Consider the following 17025-nt stretch of genomic DNA (forward strand, 5'->3'; position numbering starts at 1 on the left):
GAACGAAAGTGGGGCGGGGTTCACCGAAGGGAGCCAGGCCAGGGACGCCGGCCCAGCCTCGCGTGTTCCCAAGACCAATAGGAGCCCCGGCAGCACCTGACGACCGGGGCTCCATCATTATGATCCCCGAGGACTCGGGACGGTGAGAGTGTGGCTCCCCAAGGTGATCAGTACATCGAACTCTTGGAGGACCAGATCACGTCCCTCTCAGGGGCCGCAGACGTAATTAACCGGCGTAACGACCAGCGACCAGGAGTTCAAGGTGCCCGTGTTCCCGCCCGAGTGGTCCGCCACGAAGAGCTTCCAGGTTCCGGCCGCGCTGCGGCCGTTATAGCGGCTGAGCTGGCCCACCGGGTCGGGGTTGCTCCAGAACGGCGGATCTGGCGAATTCATGGCCGGCATCCAGTCGCCGGTGAAGGGGGCGAAGGAGGGACCGGCGTGTATCAGATCGTTGCTGGAGGCGTCGTCGATGACCGTGCCGATGAAGTTGTCCCCGCTGTTGGTGGCCTGGGAGCAGGTGGTGATGTTGTTGGTGGTGAAGCACTGCCCCGGCCGCCAGATGACATCGGTCAGGAGGCCGCCCGGAGAGCGCAGGGCCAGCGTCAGATTGCCCACGAAGGGATGCTGCAGGTCGTCGACCCGAAAGTCGAGATCGGCGATGTCGATATCATCGGAGATCGAAAGGGCATCGGTGACCCCGGAGCTGTCATTGTCCGGAATCGGCAGGCCTCCGGAGATGGCGTGAGTGAACGTGAGAGGGGCGCCGACGCCGGCCGGTCGCCCGGCGCGGAGAGTGAGCTCGAGGTTGCTCTGCCCGAGGGTGCTGGTCACGCTCAGGGTGAACTTGACAGCCGCTCCGCAGGCCAAACCACTGTTCAGGCTCACCACGAACGGGGTCCCGGCCGTCTCGCCCTGGGGCGGGATGGCTCCGTAAGTGGAGACTCCCTGAAGCACGGTCGCGTCGGAACCGACTGCCGAGAGCGTCGCCTGGGCTGATGCTACCGCCTTGCCCGCCTGGCGCCACGGGTTGACCAGGCTTACCGTCAGGTTCACCGTTTCTCCGGGTTCCGCGAAACCGTCTCCGTCGCCGAGCGGATCGCTCACCGATACCCCCGCCACATCCAGCCTCGGCATCGAGGAAGACTCCTGGATGCCCTGATCGTTCGTGAAGCCCCCGGAATCGGTAGCGCCGTATCCCAGGCCCCGGTCGGCGAATCCGGCCCAGATGGCTTCCTCATGGGCACAGGCATTGGCGGCGCAATCGGCGTCCAGGACGGCGTCGCGGGCGTCGAGGAAAGAAGGATCCGTGGGAGTCAGCTTCAACGCATCGGTGACGACTTGCAGGGTGATCTGGTTCCCCACCGGGACACTTCCGTGGGCGGCGATGATCCGGCTGCGAACCTCCCAGAGCATCTCGCTCCATATCTCCCCCAAGAAGTGGGTCTCGCCCGCCCCGAAAGATGAGGCCCCAAAGGGCGCCGGGGCGATTCCTCCGGAAAGGTCGAAGGTCGTCGGGTCCGCATCGGCCATGGTCAGTGGATTGATCTGGTTGTCGGTCGTGTAAGGGAAGGTCCGAGTCGCATAGAGATAATTGTCCCGATAACTCCCCGGCGGCAACGTACCAATACCGACCAGATACGTGCTGTAGTCGCCGGAGGGAGCATACTGGGCATTGGGGTCGTCACCCGGATGATCGTAAAGAAGGGACAGGGCATAGAAATCGCTCCAACCTTCCCCCATCCCCCTGGAGACTCCGAAATTCAATCCGGCGCCGTTTCCGATAATCCGGTTGGTCAGGAGGTGCGTGAACTCATGAAGCACTATGCCCGCATCAACGTCCGAGTCCCGATCCGGACCAGGCGCATCGAACAGGTCCAGGTCGATGCTGCCGGATTGACCGTCGGGCGTAACTGTGGCGCCCGCATTGTTAAAAGTTCCGACGTCGGCGCCTTGTTGCACGAATATCAGCACGCGGTCGCCGTCCACGCCGCCCCTGCGGAAGTTGTTGTCCTGGAAGTTGCCGGCTGCCTCGTCGAACCCCAGGCGGTACAGCCGGTCGTGCCACCAGTTGGCCAGGTAGAAGACATTCGTCACCGCCCCTCGCTGGAACGGAGCCGTCGATGGATCATCCCCCGCGTCCGGATTGCTCCCCAGCGGTGCGGGTGTGTAGGTGAAGTTGCGGGGCGCCGCACCGAGGAAATCCCGTTTCCGGCCGTTCGCGTCGGGATTCCCCATCGGCCTCCCGTTCGTGTCCAGCGTCATCTTGTCCGGGACGAGATCGTCGTTCCGATTCAGGAAGGCGTCCACGTTGTTTCCTGTTGTCGTGGTCCCATTGTCGGGGATCCACCCGTCCGGACTGGCCACCGGATCCTGGACCGCAAACATCGAAATCACCGATCGGGACACCGCGGGGAACTGAGTTCCGGACCCCGGAGTCAGCTGGTTCGGCGATCCCGGCGCGGGACTGTCGAGAGGGTGCCCGTCGCTTTCCGCGTAGACGCTGAACCGGGCGTCGCGGCGGGAGGCGGTTTCCCTTAGATTCTTGCGGTAGAGCAGAATGCCGGTGCGCCCGTCCACGACCGTGTACCAGGTCGTGTCACCGGCCACGTAGGTGACCTGAGACCAGGCGGGGACGATCATGCCGGCGGAAAGCGGGAAGTAGACCCGCTCGCTATGGATGGGCCGGGGCAGTCGGGGATCTTCGGAGACCACCTCCACCGCCCCACTCGAGCTGGTCGCGCCCCGCAGATGAAGCCGGGCCACGTCCACGTCCAGGTCGACCGAAGCCAGAGCGTGGCGGAGTGCCTCCTCCGGTGGCAGCAAGCCCTGGAAGTCCGGAGCAAGGTCGTCCTGAATCCCCGGCACCAGTCCGCCGACGGTGGCTACCAGACGTCCTTCCCGATCCAGGATCGCCCGCGTCTCGCTCTGGAATACCGGAAGCCCGCGGACCCGCTGGCGCAGCCGGACCATCTTCAGTCCGCTATCGCGACTGACGCTTTCCCCGAGCACTTCCAGCTCGTCGGCCTGCCGACTATCCAACCCATAGGTCGTGGCCTGGTCGTGGAGAAATGTGAGAACCGTCTGGGCGGCCGGATGGCCGGAGGCTCCCTCGGTCAGACGACCCCGGAGGCTGCGCACCCTTTCCGCGCCGCCGACGGCCGAGGACCGGCGCACCTCCACGCCGGGAGCGAAATGCCGAGCACCCTCCATGGCCTGAACCGCCGCGATCCCTGCTTCATGCATGGCCCGGAAGGAAGAGGCGCCATAAACCTCCTCCAGGGAAACCAGGAGGGGTCGGCCGTGAAATCGGATGTCGTAATTTCCCGGGTCCTCCTTGGACGACACCGGAATCGCCTGTTGTCCGGCACCGGCCGGCGCCAGGATCAGAGCAAGGCCGATGAGAGCCATGGCGATGGTAAGGAGACGGGCGGGGATCGGCATGGAGGGCCTCCCTGAGATGCGCGGCCAAGAGGCGCCGAGTCGGCCCAAGGCCGGCGCGAATCGTCGTGACGCTCCCCAAGCGCGCCGCGAGTGAATGGGGGCATTCTCGCGCGCCCGATAGGAGGATCGAGAGTGTTTGGTCGACTCTTTACCGCCAAGGCAACGATCTGTCAATGAGATTTTCAAAGCCTGCAGGGGGAATCTGATCTGGTGTCTACGGGGTCGACGCTCTTATGCTGCTTCAGTGCATCCTGCCTGCTCAGGATCAGTCTGTTACCGGGGTTCGCCCAAATAGGATCCAAAGCTTCCAACTGCCTCGGCTTACCGCGCAGCGGAGGCGGCGTCGGAAAGGGCGCGCGCCGCGGCGTCGAGGCATTGCAGGACCTTCGGGTACTCCTTGTCCCACATCGCCGGGTCGTGCTCGTGCACCGCCTGCGTCAGCCCGGGAAAAGTCCAGGCGGCATAGCCGGTGGTCCGACCGGGAGCGTCGAGGACGTGCTTGAACCAGGGACGTCCGCTGAGCCCCTCGCTGCTCAAGAAGCGGCGCTCCACGCCGACCCAGGCGTCGTTGACGCGGGCCAGCGTCGAGGCGTCGGCGCTGCCTTTGGATTCGAGAGCCGCCACCGCGGCGTCGGCCTCGGCGGCAGCGGTCGCGAAGCGTTGCAGCGCGCGCTGGAGCGGCCCCCAATCGGGCGACAGGGGAGTCTTCTTCTTCGTCGGATCCTCCGGCTCATCGGCGTCGGTCTCGTGCGCGGCCTTGCGCTGCTCCATGATGGCGGAGCGGCGCAGCTCGTCGGCCCGTTCCGTCAGCGCCGTCGCGTAGGGGACGTAGCGCAGAGGGACCACCTCGGCGCCTCCCAGGCGCATCGCCAGCATGCCGTACAGCTTCGCCGCCACCGCGTGATAGAGGAACTCCGGGTCGCCGAAGCTCTTCATCCAGAAAAAATTGTCGAGCGTCGAGTGGTAAACGCCGTAGCTGCCGTTGAAGCCGAAGTTCATCGAGGCGATTCCTAGATGATCGCTGAAGACCGTGTAGTCCGAGCCCGAGCCCAGCGGATCCAGGGTTGGCTCGAACGCCTTCACCGGCGCGTCCAAGAAGATCGGCTCTTCCTTGTTCCATGCCTCGCGCTGGGAGTTTCTCCAGAAATACCCGATGCTCTTTCCGCGCTTCGGGTCAGGGATGGCATCGGCGATCTCGATCACCAGATTTCGAAGCGATGGCATACCTGACATGTCGAGATCGGGCCCGGTGACCGATGAGTCGAGATTCACGTAGGTCACCGCCTTCTTCGAGAGCTCATCGGAGAGATCCTCACCCCACTCGGTCGACCCGAGGAGGCCATACTCCTCGCCGTCCCAGCTGGCCAGAATGATCGTCCGCCGCGGCTTCCAACCCGCCTTGACAGCCGCGCCCAATCCGCGCGCCGTTTCCAAAAACGATGCGGTGCCGGAGTTGGGATCAACGGCGCCATAGGTCCAGGCGTCGCGGTGATTGCCGAGGATCACCCAGCGATCCGGCTCGGCGGAGCCCTTGATCTTCCCGAAGACGTCCCAGATGGGACGTACGGCGTAATCCATGTCGACCTTCATCTCCAGCTTGGCGGGGCCGGGACCGACGTGGTACGCGAAAGGCAATCCTCCCTGCCAGGGATCCGGGACGCGCGGGCCGGCGAGAGCCCGCAGGATCTTCTCCGCCTCGCCATAGCTGATCGGCAGAGAGGGGATCTTCGGAATCCCCGGCAGCTTGTCCTGTGCCACCCGCTTCGCCGACGGGGTGGAGGCGTAGCCCGGAGTCTGGGGATCGCCCGGGCCGTAGCTCAGGAACTGGACGGAGCCGCGCTGCAGCGAGCCGGGAGGGCGCATCGGCCCGTCCGGGTAGATGTCGCCTTTCATGTAGCCGTCATCGGCCGGATCGGAATAGATGATGACGCCGGCGGCGCCGTGCTCCTGGGCCTCGCGGACCTTCAATCCACGGAAGATTCCACCGTAGCGCACCAGCACGATGCGCCCCTTCACCGAGATCTCCATCGCGTCGAGCTTCTTGAAATCCTCGTCCGAGCCGTAGTTGGCGTAGATCACCTGTCCCGCCGCGGTCCCGGAGGCGCCATAGCCGTGGAAGGCGGGGAAGGCGTCGCTGCTATAGGAGTCCTTGTCGCGCAGGTTGCCCGTCTCCACCAGCGACAGCTCCTGCACCGCCGGCTCCAGCATCTTCAGCGAGACCGACTTTGGATAGTTCAGCAGGACCGAATACGAAGTGATCGAGGCTTCGAACCCGAACTCCTTCAGCTTGTCGCGCACCATCTCCGCCAGGTTCTTGTCGGCGGGAGTCCCGGCGACGTGCGGCTCCTCGGTGAGCGTGTGCAGCCACCCCTCGGCGCGCTCCGGGCTTGGGACGCCCATGAAGACTCCCTCGAAACGCTCCTGCACCGGCTGGGACGCGGGAAAGAATCCAAGGCGCGGGCGCCCAAGGGGATCGGTCGCGGCCGACAGGCTCGGGACGAGGAGGGCGGCGACGACGGGCAACAGTCGAAAAGGGACGGTCCGGGTCATGGGAGCGCTCTCCTTGGAGACGGCGGCGGGCGAGGGACGCCGGCGAAAGCCGATAGGCTGTGCCGCGGCGGGACACGCTGTCAACTCCGGTCAGGCGAGACCGCTGCCTGCCGGGCGAGCAGGTCCCGATCGTGATCTCCGAGTAATGGGGCGAAAAGGTTACGCAAAAGATCGGCAAAAAATGAAGTTTTTTCCGGAACCCGGCTCCTCCCGAGCTCAAGTGGAAGGGTGAGATGGGTCCAGTGGGGGCCCACATCAACCTTTTGAAGGAGGTAGGGGCATGGTGCGAGCAAGACACGTAGGGATTTGCGCGCTGGCAATCGCGGGCCTGATGACCTTGAGCGCCGGAGCCACGGAGTGCGTCAAACAGTTCTCCTGGAAGTGCGCGGACAAGAGTCCGAACAGCTGCAAGGGGATCTTTCATGGAGGAGGTGCCGCCGAGACCTTCACGGAGAGCGGAAACTGTAACAGCGCTCCACCCCATGAGCTCTGGCAGGTGTTGCGCTTCACCGGCCTGCCCAAAGGCACGCACAAGGTGCGGACCTCTTACTCGTCGGAGGACCCCTGCATCGGCAGCAGCTTCGGTGAATCGATAACTATCAAGAAGCGACAGGCGAGCGGGTGCGACGAGACGGGGACCTATGTCAACGTCCAGACGGTCGATGATTCCTGTTGCGCCTCCGAGGCCGATTACGATCTAAGCGCCTCAGGAACAACCGACATCTGCCTCGGATTCCTGTCGAACCAGGCCTACAGCGGCCAGGACGAGTTCTACATGTTCAACGGTGCCATCTCCGCCCCGGCGATCGTGACCACGCTGGACACCGAGTATTTCGCCGACAGCGAGCAGACGAGCCCGGGAGCGATCTTCTCGGGCAACTACACGAACACCTACATCTCCGACAACGTGCGCGAGATTCTCCAGGAGGGGGGGATCAACCACCAGCTGTTCCACGTGTACGAAATCCTGCAGATTCCAACCGGCGCGTCACAGACCCTGAAAGTGGAGGGATACCGCTCCAACAACACCGATGGAGACAATTTCGCGATTCTCTACAAGTGGAGCGCCACGCCCTGCACCACCACGGGGCCCTACACGCCGACCGGGATTTCGATTGATTCGGCGGCCGAAGTGACCCGGTCAGCGGCGATCGGCAACTTATCCGGCAGGCTGTGCATCGCGGTCGACGACACGGCGGGCGGTTCGGTGAACGACAAGGTCAACATCGACCGGATCTGGGTCGAGACGGCGAGTCCTGTCTGCCCGTAGTCCGGAACGGAGGGGGCGGCGCCGGGAAGCCACCGGTGCCGCCCAAACGATTGCGAAGATGGCACCTTCCGGTCCTGGCCGGGAGGTCAAGCGCTGACGCAAGCGGCCACGTCCGCTTGCAGAGGAGGATCGCCATGATTCCGACGAGGCATCGATTCTGGCTGGGTGCGACAGCTTCCCTTGTCCTGATTTCCGCGAACGCTGGGGCCACGGAATGCATTACGGAGTACACCCCGTGGAGCTGCCCCGGTTGCGTCGGCATTTTTCATGGAGGCTCCGCGGAGACCTTCACGGAGAGCGGGACCTGCAACTCCAGCCCGCCGCACGAGCTCTGGCAAGTCTTGCGCTTCACCGTCTTGCCCAAGGGGAGCCACATGGTAAGGACTTCCTACTCCTCGCAGGATCCCTGCATCGGCAACAACTTCGGCGAGGCCGTGACCATCAAGAAGAGGCAGGCCAACGGCTGCGATGAAACGGGAGCCTATGTCTCGGTCCAGACGCTCGACGAGAATTGCTGCAGCAGCGAGGCCGACTACGACCTGAATGCTTCCGGGACGACCGACATCTGCCTCGGATTCCTGTCGACGCAGACCTATAGCGGACAGGACGAGTTCTACATGTTCCACGGGTCCACCTCCGCTCCGGCGATCGTGACGACCCTCGATACGAAATACCCGCCCGACGGTGAGCAGACGAATCCCGGGATCATCTTCTCGGGGAACTACAACAACCTGAAGGAGTGCGACAATGTCCGCGAAGTCCTCCAGGAAGGAGGAACGAACCACCGTCTCTTCCACGTCTACGAGATCACGAACATTCCAGCGGGATCGTCCCAGACCCTCAAGGTCGAAGGGTATCGGCCCACCAACACGGATGGTGACAACTTCGCCATTCTGTACAAGTGGAGTTCGACGCCCTGCACGACGACCGGTCTTTACCCCCCCAGTGGGATCACCATCGATTCGGCCGCGGAAGTGCAACAGACCGCGACCATCGGCAACTCCTCGGGGAGGCTGTGCGTCGCGGTCGACGATACGGCGGGCGGGTCGAACAACGACAAGGTCTACATCGACTGCCTCTACGTCGAGACTGCCAATCCTGTCTGCCCCTAAGCGCGAATCGAAGCGATGAACACGGAGTCTCATCTCACAAAATGCATGAGAGAGAAATCCGGCGCGAGATACTCGCGGCCGAAAAAACTGACGACCTTGGTCTACATGGACAAGATGTGGGTGGAGGAGACGAGTCCCGTCTGCCCGTAAGTCGAAGCAGGCGGTGCGGCGCCGGAGCCGACCCCGGCGCCGCGCCTCATGACGGGCGGAACAGGATGAGGGCGCCGTCGGCGACGTATTGCACCGCCAGGGCGGCGAGCAGGACGCCGAGGACGCGGGTGACCACGTTCACGCCGGTGGTGCCGAGCGCGCGGACGAGCGGCTCGGACAGGCGCAGTGCCACGTAGCACAGGCTCAGAACCACGGCGGTCGTGAGGACGACGAGCGCCAGGCCGCCGCGTACCGTCCGCGCCTCTCCCACCAGGATCATGATGCTGGCCATCGAGCCGGGCCCGGCGATGATCGGTATGGCGAGAGGGAAGACGCTGATGTCGACCCGGCTGCGCGCCTCGGCCTCCTCGGCCGCCGTCTCCCGCTGGTGCTCCGCGAAGACCATCCGTACGGCGATCCAGAACAGCAGGATCCCGCCGGCAACCTGAAAGGCGCCGAGGCTGATCCCCAGCCGGTGCAGGACCCACGAGCCGGCCAGTGCGAAGGCCAGGAGGATGCCGCCGGCCACCAGGACGGCGCGGCTGGCCAGCCGCCGGCGCTCCAGAGCCGTCCGGTCGGAGGCCAGCGCCAGGAACATCGGCACCAGACCGATCGGGTCCACGACCACCAGCATCGTCAGGAAGGATTGGAGTGCCAGGGCCGTCATGGTTCTCCCGGGAGCACGCGGGACGGGAGCGCAGCATAGGGATGCCTTCGCGGCCTGTCAACGCTCCTGGTAGAATCCGGCGGCATGAAACATTCCAAAAGGCCTGAATTTCCGCTGGAGCCCGATCCGGAGGCGCTCGAACGGTTGCTGGAGCAGGGCGCCGCCTTCGTCGCGGACCACTGGAAGACGCTGCCGCAGCAGCCCTCTTTCGACATCGAGGGCGCCGGCGAGGTTGCGGCGGGCTTCCGCGAGCCGCCGCCCGAGGCGGGCCATCCGCTGCCGGAGCTCCTCGAGCGTCTGGCACCGGCCTTCGCCAAATCGTTCACCACGGCCGGCCCGGGCTATCTCGCCTTCATTCCCGGCGGCGGCATTCCCTCTGCGGCGCTGGCCGACTTCATCGCCTGCGCCACGAACCGCTTCGTCAACGTCGCGGCGGCTGCCCCCGCGCTGGCCCAGATCGAGGCGACCTCAATCGGCTGGCTGGCGCAGCTGATGGGCTATCCGGAGACGGCCGGCGGCATCCTCACTTCCGGAGGATCGATCTCGAACCTGATGGCGATCGTGGCGGCCCGCGCCGCGCACCTGCCGGAAGACTTCCTGCAGGCGACCCTCTACCTGTCGGAGGAGTCCCACCTGTCGCTCGTGAAGGCAGCTCGCATCGCCGGCTTCTCCGAGCGCAACCTGCGCTGGATTCCGGTGGATGGACGCTGCCGCATGATCCCCGATCGGTTCGAGGAGGAAGTGCAGCGCGACAAGGCCGCGGGACGGCGGCCGTTTCTGGTGATCGCCAATGCCGGCACGACCAACACCGGAGCCGTGGACCCGATCCCGGAGATCCTCGACATCGCCCGGCGCCATGATCTGTGGACCCATGCCGACGCCGCTTACGGAGGATTCTTCCGTCTCAGCCGCGAAGGGCCCGCCCTCCTGCCGCAGATGGAGCAGTGTGATTCGATCACGATCGATCCGCACAAAGGGATGTTCCTGCCGTACGGTACCGGCTGCCTGCTGGTGCGCGATCCCGACGCCCTGAGACGCGCGATGCGCACCGAGGCCGGCTACCTGCAGGATGTGGCGGAAGGGAAGGGGATTCCCAGCTTCCACGAGCTGTCGCCCGAGCTGTCGCGCGATTTCCGCGGGCTGCGCATCTGGCTGCCGCTGCAGCTGCACGGGGTGGAGGCGTTCCGCGAGCAGATCCAGGAGAAGCTGGACCTGGCCCGCTGGGCCTGGCGCGAGCTGAAGGACGATCCGCACTTCGAGATGCTGGATGAGCCGCAGCTGTCGATCGTCGCCTTCGTCGCCCGCGACGGGTCCCAGCGCGGCGCCGAGATCCTCAAGCGCGTCAACCAGCGGCGCCGGGTGTTCCTGTCGAGCACGACGATGTCGGGGCGCTACGTCCTGCGGATCTGCGTGCTGAGCTTCCGCACGCATGCCGACCGCGTGGCCGATGCGGTGGAAGGGCTCAAGGAAGAGGCGCGCCGTCTTTCGGGCGGCGGCTAGGCGGCTGGCGGGGATGGGGCGGGACAAAAAAGAAGCCCGGAAGCTTCGGCGAGTTACGCCGCCCCGGCTGACCAGTTCCGGGGACTTCCGGGCTCGGTGGCCTGCTGGTATTCCCGAGGCGGGACCCAGGCTAGACCTCTCCGGTGACGCCGCCTAGGTTACAGGCACCTCACGGGTCTCAGAATGAAAACTAGGTAAGCTCACTGGACCACCTCCTTCCTCGTGTAGCGCGAATATACACTTGTGAACGCCGACGGGCAATTATTTTTGAGCGAGGCCCTCCGACCGTCCCTCCCAGGCTCCAAGGTGGTCCAACCCCATGCTTTACAGGACTGCGGGGCGAGGCTAGAACTCTATGCTCGCCCTACACGACGACCCGGAACCGCCTCTCCGATCTCTACCGGCGAGTCACGACGCGGATGCCTCGAGGCCTCCTCTACGGTCTCTGTCATGTGGCGGGTCCGCTCTACTATCTTCAGGGAATACCCATTCTGGGCCTCGGCTTCCGCCTGATCCCGATCGCCGGCGAATGGGGGCTGGCCCGAGCGGACCCTTGGCACGTTCGACTGGTATTCCCCGAAGTACCAGTCGAAGCACTAGTTTCCGGAGTTCTTTGGATGGTGCGAGTAGGCGGGCCTGGAGGACATCCGGGTCCATGACTGGAACATCAGCGTGAGCGGCCGGCGCCCGCTGTCCTGATTTCGACCCCCTCAAACTCCTGTTTTGAGATTGCTGCGGCTGGATCCCGCTCGCGCTAAGCCCAATATTCCCCTGGGGCTGTGAGGCATGGCTGCGGCCGGGCCTCCTCGTCCTGGAAGGCCAAGCGCTTTCGGAGGACCGCCGGAGCGCGATCCAGGGTAGACTATGCCCCCCTCGACCCGGCCTTGGGGCCCCGAAAGCCGCGGGAAGGCCGAGCGAGGTTGTGCCGGGCGCTGCCGGTTCAGGAGCGCCTTTGATTTTGTCGCCGGGCCTTCCGGCGGGCGCCGCCCGAGTCAGGCCGCGTCCGACAAAGGCCCCCCTGTTTTGCGAGGATCGAACGAATGTCGTCTGCTGCCAGCCTCAGCTCGAGAGTGCTCCTGGGAGTCACCCGCTGGATCGACAGCTACGCCGGTGACAATGCGGAGCTGTTCCACGGTCCCCAGAGAATGGATGTAGTTCGCTCCATCCCGTTCATGGTGCTGCACCTCGCGGTGTTCGCGGTGATCTGGGTGGGGTGGAGCTGGACCGCTGTCGCGGTGGCCACCGCCTTCTACCTTGTGCGGATGTTCTTCATCACCGGTTTCTACCACCGCTACTTCTCGCACCGCTCCTACAGCACTTCGCGTGCCGGGCAATTCGCCATCGCGCTGCTGGGAGCCACCTGCGTGCAGCGCGGGCCGCTCTGGTGGGCGGCGCACCACCGGCTGCACCATCAGCGCTCCGACGAGGAGGATGATGTCCATTCGCCGATCCAGCACGGCTTCCTCTGGAGCCATATCGGCTGGATCACTTCGAAAGCAAACTTCCCGACCCGGCTCGACGTCGTCCCGGATCTCGCGAAGTACCCCGAGCTGCGCTTCCTGGACCGCTTCGACACCGTCGTCCCGATTGCGCTGATCACGGGGATGGGGCTGCTCGGCGGCTGGCTGAGGTCGGCCTTCCCGGAGCTGGGGACGAGCGGCCCGCAGATGATCGTCTGGGGCTTCTGCATCTCCACGCTGGCGTTGTTCCATGCCAGCTGCACCATCAACTCGCTGGCTCACCAGATGGGCAAGCGCCGTTACGAGACGAAAGATGAGAGCCGTAACAGCTTCCTGCTCGCGTTGCTGACGTTCGGCGAGGGGTGGCACAACAATCACCACCATTATCCGGGCTCGGCCGCCCAGTCCCACTACTGGTGGGAAGTGGACCTCACCTACTACCTGCTGAAGACGATGTCGTGGGCGGGGATCATCTGGGACCTCCATCCCGTCCCGGAGCGCGCGCGCATGCGCCAGCTCGAATCGGCCTGAAGTCGCCGCGCCCTCAGGGGGCGGATTTGCGGTGGACGATGGAGATGTTGGCGTAGCCGGCGGCGCTGACCTCGTTCAGGATGTCCACCACTTGCGGATATTCCGCCTGCGAGTCGGCCTCGAAGAATATGGGCTGATCGGTCTTCCCGCCGAAAGCTTTCGCCAGCGCGTCCTTCAGCGATCCCGCCGCCACCTCGTGATCATTCAGGAAGACGTGGTTGTCGGCGGCGATGCGCACCAGCACCTGCTCCTTGTTGGGCAGGGGCTTTCCTTCCTCCGCCCTGGCGGTCCTCGCCAGGTGCAGGTCGAGCGCCACCTCGGGCGCCGGCGTGACCACCATGAAGATGATGAGCAGGACCAGCACGACGTCCACCAGTGGGGTGACATTGATGTCCGCGCGGATGCGGGAGCGTGAGAAGTGGGCCGCGGCAGGGTTCTCTTCCTGCTTTTCGGTGAGCAGCTTTCTGGTGGAAATGCCGCCGGTGGCCGCCAGCGACTCCAGGAAGAGAGTGGCGAAGCGGCGGGCATGGAAGACGACGCCGTCCACGCGGCTGGTGATGGTGTTGTAGGCCATCGTGGCCGGGATGGCTACGAACAGTCCGAACGCCGTGGTGATCAGCGCCTCGGAAATGCCCGCGGAGACGCCGGCCAGGCCAGATCCCGCCGTGCCCAGCGACTGGAACGCGCGGATGATTCCAAGGACCGTCCCGAGCAGCCCCACGAAAGGGGCGGTCGAGGCGATCGTCGCCAGCAGCGGCAGCCCGCGCCGCAGGTCCAGATTCAGCCCTTCCAGGTAGCGATCCAGGCTCCAGCGCGCCAGCAGGAGCTGGCGGTTGGCTTCCGATTCGCTCGCCGGCGGGGCGTCCAGGTCGACGCCGCTGCGGCGCACCAGCTCGGCTTCCGGGCTCAACGAGCACTTCTCCATCAGCGGCATCACTTCGCCGAAGATGCCGCTTTGAAACGCGGCCGAAGCCAGCGGCACGAAGCGAGCCGTGTCGCGCCGCGCCGTCCAGATTCCCGCCGCGCGCTCCACCACGATGGCGATCGAGGCGAGCGACATCAGGAGGAGCAGCAGGACGACCAGCTGCGGCGCCCATCCGAGCGTGGACCAGAATTCGAACAGGCTCGTCGACACGTCGCCTATCTTCTCAGCTTGTAGCCGGTTTTCAGCATGCGCAGGCAGAGGGCGAACAGCCCCGCGTCCATCAGCGCCAGCGACACCAGGCTCCAGGTGGGATTGACGTCGGAAACTCCGAGAAAGCCGAACCGCAGGGCATTGATCATGTAAAGAAGCGGGTTCAACAGCGACACCTTGCGCCAGAAGGGCGGCAGGATCGAGATCGAGTAGAACACCCCGCCCAGATAGGTCAGCGGTGTGATGATGAAGGTCGGGAACATCGCCAGGTCGTCGAATTTCTCCGCCCAGATCCCCGCCACCACCCCCAGAAGAGCGAACAGCCCCGAGGAGAGCAGCGCCACCGTGATCAGGTAGAGGGGATGCGAGAAGGGAGGCAGGGCGAAGAAGCAGGAGACCAGCAGGATGCACACCCCCACCAGCAGCCCGCGGAACATCCCTCCCAGGACATAGCCCAGGACGATCTCGACGTGCCCGATGGGCGCCATCAGGATGTCGACGATGTTCCCCTCGAACTTGGAGATCATCAGGGAGGAGGAGGGGTTCTGGAAGGAGTTGTTCACCAGCCCCATCATCACCAGGCCCGGGATCAGAAAGTGCAGGTAGCTGAAGCCGTGGAAGTTGCCGAAGCGGTCCCCCAGCGAGAAGCCGAAGATGAACAGGTAGAGGACGGCCGAGATCACCGGGGCGAGCAGGGTCTGGTTGATGACGATGAAGAAGCGGTGGATCTCCCGGTAGAAGAGGGTCCGGAAGGGGATCGAGAGGACCGCGCCGCCGTTCATCAAGGAACCGCCTCGGTAGAGGCCGGACGCGGCTGCCGTCCGGCGCGCGCGGTCAGCTCCAGGAAGACGTCCTCCAGCCCGGCGCCCGCCACCTCGATGTCGGAGAGCGGCAGCCCCCAGCGGCCAAGACTCTCGACCATCTTCTGCAGCGAGCCGTCGCTGCGGTCCACCCGCAGGGTAGCGCGCCTGCCGTCATGCGACAGCTGCCCGCCGAGCCGTGCGAGCTCCTCCGGCAGCCGCTCCACGCGTGCCCCGAACAGCAGCGTCACGCGGCGGTTGTGGATGCGGTGCATGAGCGCTTCTTTGCGGTCCAGCGCCACGAAGACGCCGTGGTCGATGATGCCGATCCGATCACAGAGCTCCTCCGCCTCCTCCAGATAATGCGTGGTCAGCACCACCGTGGTCCCCTCCGAGTGAACCTGGCGGACCAGGTCCCACAAGGAGCGCCTCAGCGCCACGTCCACCCCGGCGGTCGGCTCGTCGAGGATCAGGATGGCGGGATGGTGCACCATCGCCTTGGCCACCAGCAGCCGGCGCTTCATGCCGCCGGAGAGCTCGCGGATCGTTTTGTTCTCGTGCTCCTTCAGCTCCAGCCGCTGCATCAGCTCTTCCACCCAGCCGCCATTGTTCTTCAGACCGTAATAGCCCGACTGGATCTTCAGCGTCTGCCGGACGGTGAAGAAGTGGTCGTAGATCAGCTCCTGGGGGACGGCGCCGATCAGCGAGCGGGTGGCCTTGTAGTCGCGCTCCACGTCGTAGCCGAAGACCTTGACGTTGCCGGCGGAGCGCCGGACCAGCCCGGTGATGATGTTGATCAGGGTCGACTTGCCGGCGCCGTTGGGTCCCAGCAGGCCGAACAGCTCGCCGCGCGCGATGGTCAGGGTGATCCCATCGAGCGCCTGCAGGGTCCCATAGACCTTGGAGACGCCGCGCACGTCGAGGGCAGGGACACTCGGGTCAGGAAGGGGTACGGGTTTCAAGGCGCCTGGGCTCCGGCGCGAGCGCCGCTGAAGCTGTAATAGAGGACGGTGCCGTCGGATCGAATCCAGGTCATCTTTCCGGAGATGGCGTCGCCGCTGATCTCCGCGTGCCAGTGATGGAGCCCTTTCCCGGCGCTCGAGAGCTCGGCCATGATGGTTCCCGCCTCGCTCCGGTAAGGCGCCTCACCGAACCCGTCGGGAACGCCGGCGGTCGCCTTGAGCTTGCCGCGATTCACAATCAAGGTGTCGTCGAACTCGCGCTCTCCCTTGGAGGCCGCTTCGGTATCGGGAACGACTTTGATGTTCCAGGTCCCTTCTTCGGCCGGCCGGGCCGGCTTTGCCTTGGCCGCCGGTTTGGCGGCGGCCTGCCTGGGTTTGCCGGACTTGGGGGCGGCCGCGATCAGCGCGAGCGCCAGGAGCGGAATCACTGCGGCCGCGCGTCGCTTCCCCGTCATGGAACGCCTCCTGAGCCAACGATCTGTGCAGGAAAACCGGAGAAGTCTAGCCAGCGCTGGGATGGGAGTCAAAAAGGCCCCGTCCCGGCCCTACAGGGAGAAACTGAAGAGGGGGCGGCCGGGACGGGGCCTGGGGGGGCCTAACGCGACAGCGTGAACTGCACCGTGATGGTCACCTGCACCACGACCGCGCGGCCGTGCAGGGTGCCGGGCCGATAACGCCATTTCGAGACCGCTTCCATCGCCGCCGGTCCGAAGCCGATGCGCGGCGGCACCTCGCGCAGCACCTGCACCGAGCCGACCGAGCCGTCGGCGTTGATCAACGCCTGCAGGATGACCTGGCCCTCGACTCCGGCGCGACGGGCCGCCTCGGGATAGCGCGGCAGGATGCGGGAGGATTCGTCGATCACCGGCTCGGTGACGTCGTTGATGCCCGGAAGGTGAATCTCGTCTCCAGGTTCGGCGGGATCGCCGGTGCCTCCGGGAATCCCCGGTCCGCCACCGATCGGTCCGTTCGGATCGCAATCGGGACCGACGCAGCGGCCTCCGGCGACTCCGTCGGCGGAGCCGTCATCCCGTCCATTGGGAGACCCGGCGCCGGCGCCTTCGGCCGAGGGGGAAGGCTCGGTTGGCACAGGCGCCGGGTCCACTGCGAGAACATCGGGCTGAGACAACTCTTCTTTATCGGGTTCCTTCTGCAGCGTCCGGCTGGTCTCCGGCTTGGGCGCGGCGCCCGATCCCTTCAGAGGAGCGGGAGCGCCGGCCGGCGGAAAGATCACCGGGGCGACCAGATAGGGCTTCAAAGGTGGCAGCGGGATAGGCTTCAAGGTCAGGTAGGAGGCTGCGAGGATCGCCGCAAACCCTGCGGTATGAAAGAGAACGGAAATCAGCGCCAGGAATGCTTCCCCGGAGGCCGGTCCCCGGACCCTATGCACTGAAATCTGATCGAACATCACCGCCTCCCTTCGGGGATGGTCGGATCCGCCACGATC

12 protein-coding genes are annotated in these 17025 nt (G+C 65.2%); 4 read left to right on the forward strand and 8 right to left on the reverse strand.

The genetic code is table 11. From position 1 onward, the window contains the following. Positions 1 to 207: 207 nt before the first annotated feature. On the reverse strand, positions 208 to 3441 hold the full coding sequence (locus VFW45_09470) for a M36 family metallopeptidase (GenBank protein ID HEU5181011.1): 3234 nt from the start codon (positions 3439 to 3441) through the stop codon (positions 208 to 210). Positions 3442 to 3762: 321 nt separating this feature from the next. Further along, positions 3763 to 5991: a M28 family metallopeptidase gene (locus VFW45_09475; protein HEU5181012.1), complete on the reverse strand. Its 2229-nt coding sequence runs from the start codon at positions 5989 to 5991 to the stop codon at positions 3763 to 3765. Positions 5992 to 6271: 280 nt separating this feature from the next. Here VFW45_09475 and VFW45_09480 point away from each other — a divergent pair, with 280 nt between their 5' ends. Both VFW45_09480 and VFW45_09485 read left to right on the forward strand, forming a co-directional pair. After that, positions 6272 to 7261, forward strand: a complete 990-nt coding sequence (locus VFW45_09480) for a hypothetical protein (GenBank protein HEU5181013.1) — start codon at positions 6272 to 6274, stop codon at positions 7259 to 7261. A 374-nt stretch (positions 7262 to 7635) separates the two neighbouring features. Further along, complete coding sequence (locus VFW45_09485) at positions 7636 to 8373, forward strand: hypothetical protein (protein ID HEU5181014.1); 738 nt, start codon at positions 7636 to 7638, stop codon at positions 8371 to 8373. 196 nt (positions 8374 to 8569) lie between these two features. Here the strand turns inward: VFW45_09485 and VFW45_09490 are convergent, their stop codons facing one another. Continuing rightward, positions 8570 to 9190, reverse strand: a complete 621-nt coding sequence (locus VFW45_09490) for a MarC family protein (GenBank protein HEU5181015.1) — start codon at positions 9188 to 9190, stop codon at positions 8570 to 8572. Positions 9191 to 9274: 84 nt separating this feature from the next. On the opposite strand from VFW45_09490, the gene VFW45_09495 reads away from it, so the two are divergent. Then, entirely contained in the window at positions 9275 to 10690 is a 1416-nt protein-coding gene (locus VFW45_09495; GenBank protein HEU5181016.1) for an aminotransferase class V-fold PLP-dependent enzyme, read from the forward strand. 1145 nt (positions 10691 to 11835) lie between these two features. Continuing rightward, a complete protein-coding gene (locus VFW45_09500; GenBank protein ID HEU5181017.1) occupies positions 11836 to 12681 on the forward strand; it encodes an acyl-CoA desaturase in 846 nt (281 codons plus the stop codon). Between the two features lie 13 nt (positions 12682 to 12694). Here VFW45_09500 and VFW45_09505 read toward each other — a convergent pair whose 3' ends face one another. The 5 genes from VFW45_09505 to VFW45_09525 all read right to left on the reverse strand — a co-directional run. Next, positions 12695 to 13816: a MotA/TolQ/ExbB proton channel family protein gene (locus VFW45_09505; GenBank protein ID HEU5181018.1), complete on the reverse strand. Its 1122-nt coding sequence runs from the start codon at positions 13814 to 13816 to the stop codon at positions 12695 to 12697. A gap of 5 nt (positions 13817 to 13821) precedes the next feature. After that, positions 13822 to 14598 carry an ABC transporter permease gene (locus VFW45_09510; protein HEU5181019.1) on the reverse strand — a complete coding sequence of 259 codons (777 nt, stop codon included), beginning with the start codon at positions 14596 to 14598 and terminating at the stop codon, positions 13822 to 13824. Further along, complete coding sequence (locus VFW45_09515; protein ID HEU5181020.1) at positions 14598 to 15578, reverse strand: ABC transporter ATP-binding protein; 981 nt, start codon at positions 15576 to 15578, stop codon at positions 14598 to 14600. Before VFW45_09515 ends, VFW45_09510 begins: the two co-directional genes overlap by 1 nt. Beyond that, on the reverse strand, positions 15575 to 16033 hold the full coding sequence (locus VFW45_09520; protein ID HEU5181021.1) for a hypothetical protein: 459 nt from the start codon (positions 16031 to 16033) through the stop codon (positions 15575 to 15577). The genes VFW45_09515 and VFW45_09520 overlap by 4 nt, the downstream gene beginning before the upstream one ends. Before the next feature lie 140 nt (positions 16034 to 16173). Then, positions 16174 to 17025 (reverse strand): energy transducer TonB (locus VFW45_09525; GenBank protein ID HEU5181022.1); only part of this gene is annotated, 852 nt, incomplete at its 5' end.

This window comes from Candidatus Polarisedimenticolia bacterium, from assembly GCA_035764505.1.
Lineage (GTDB): Bacteria > Acidobacteriota > Polarisedimenticolia > Gp22-AA2 > AA152 > AA152.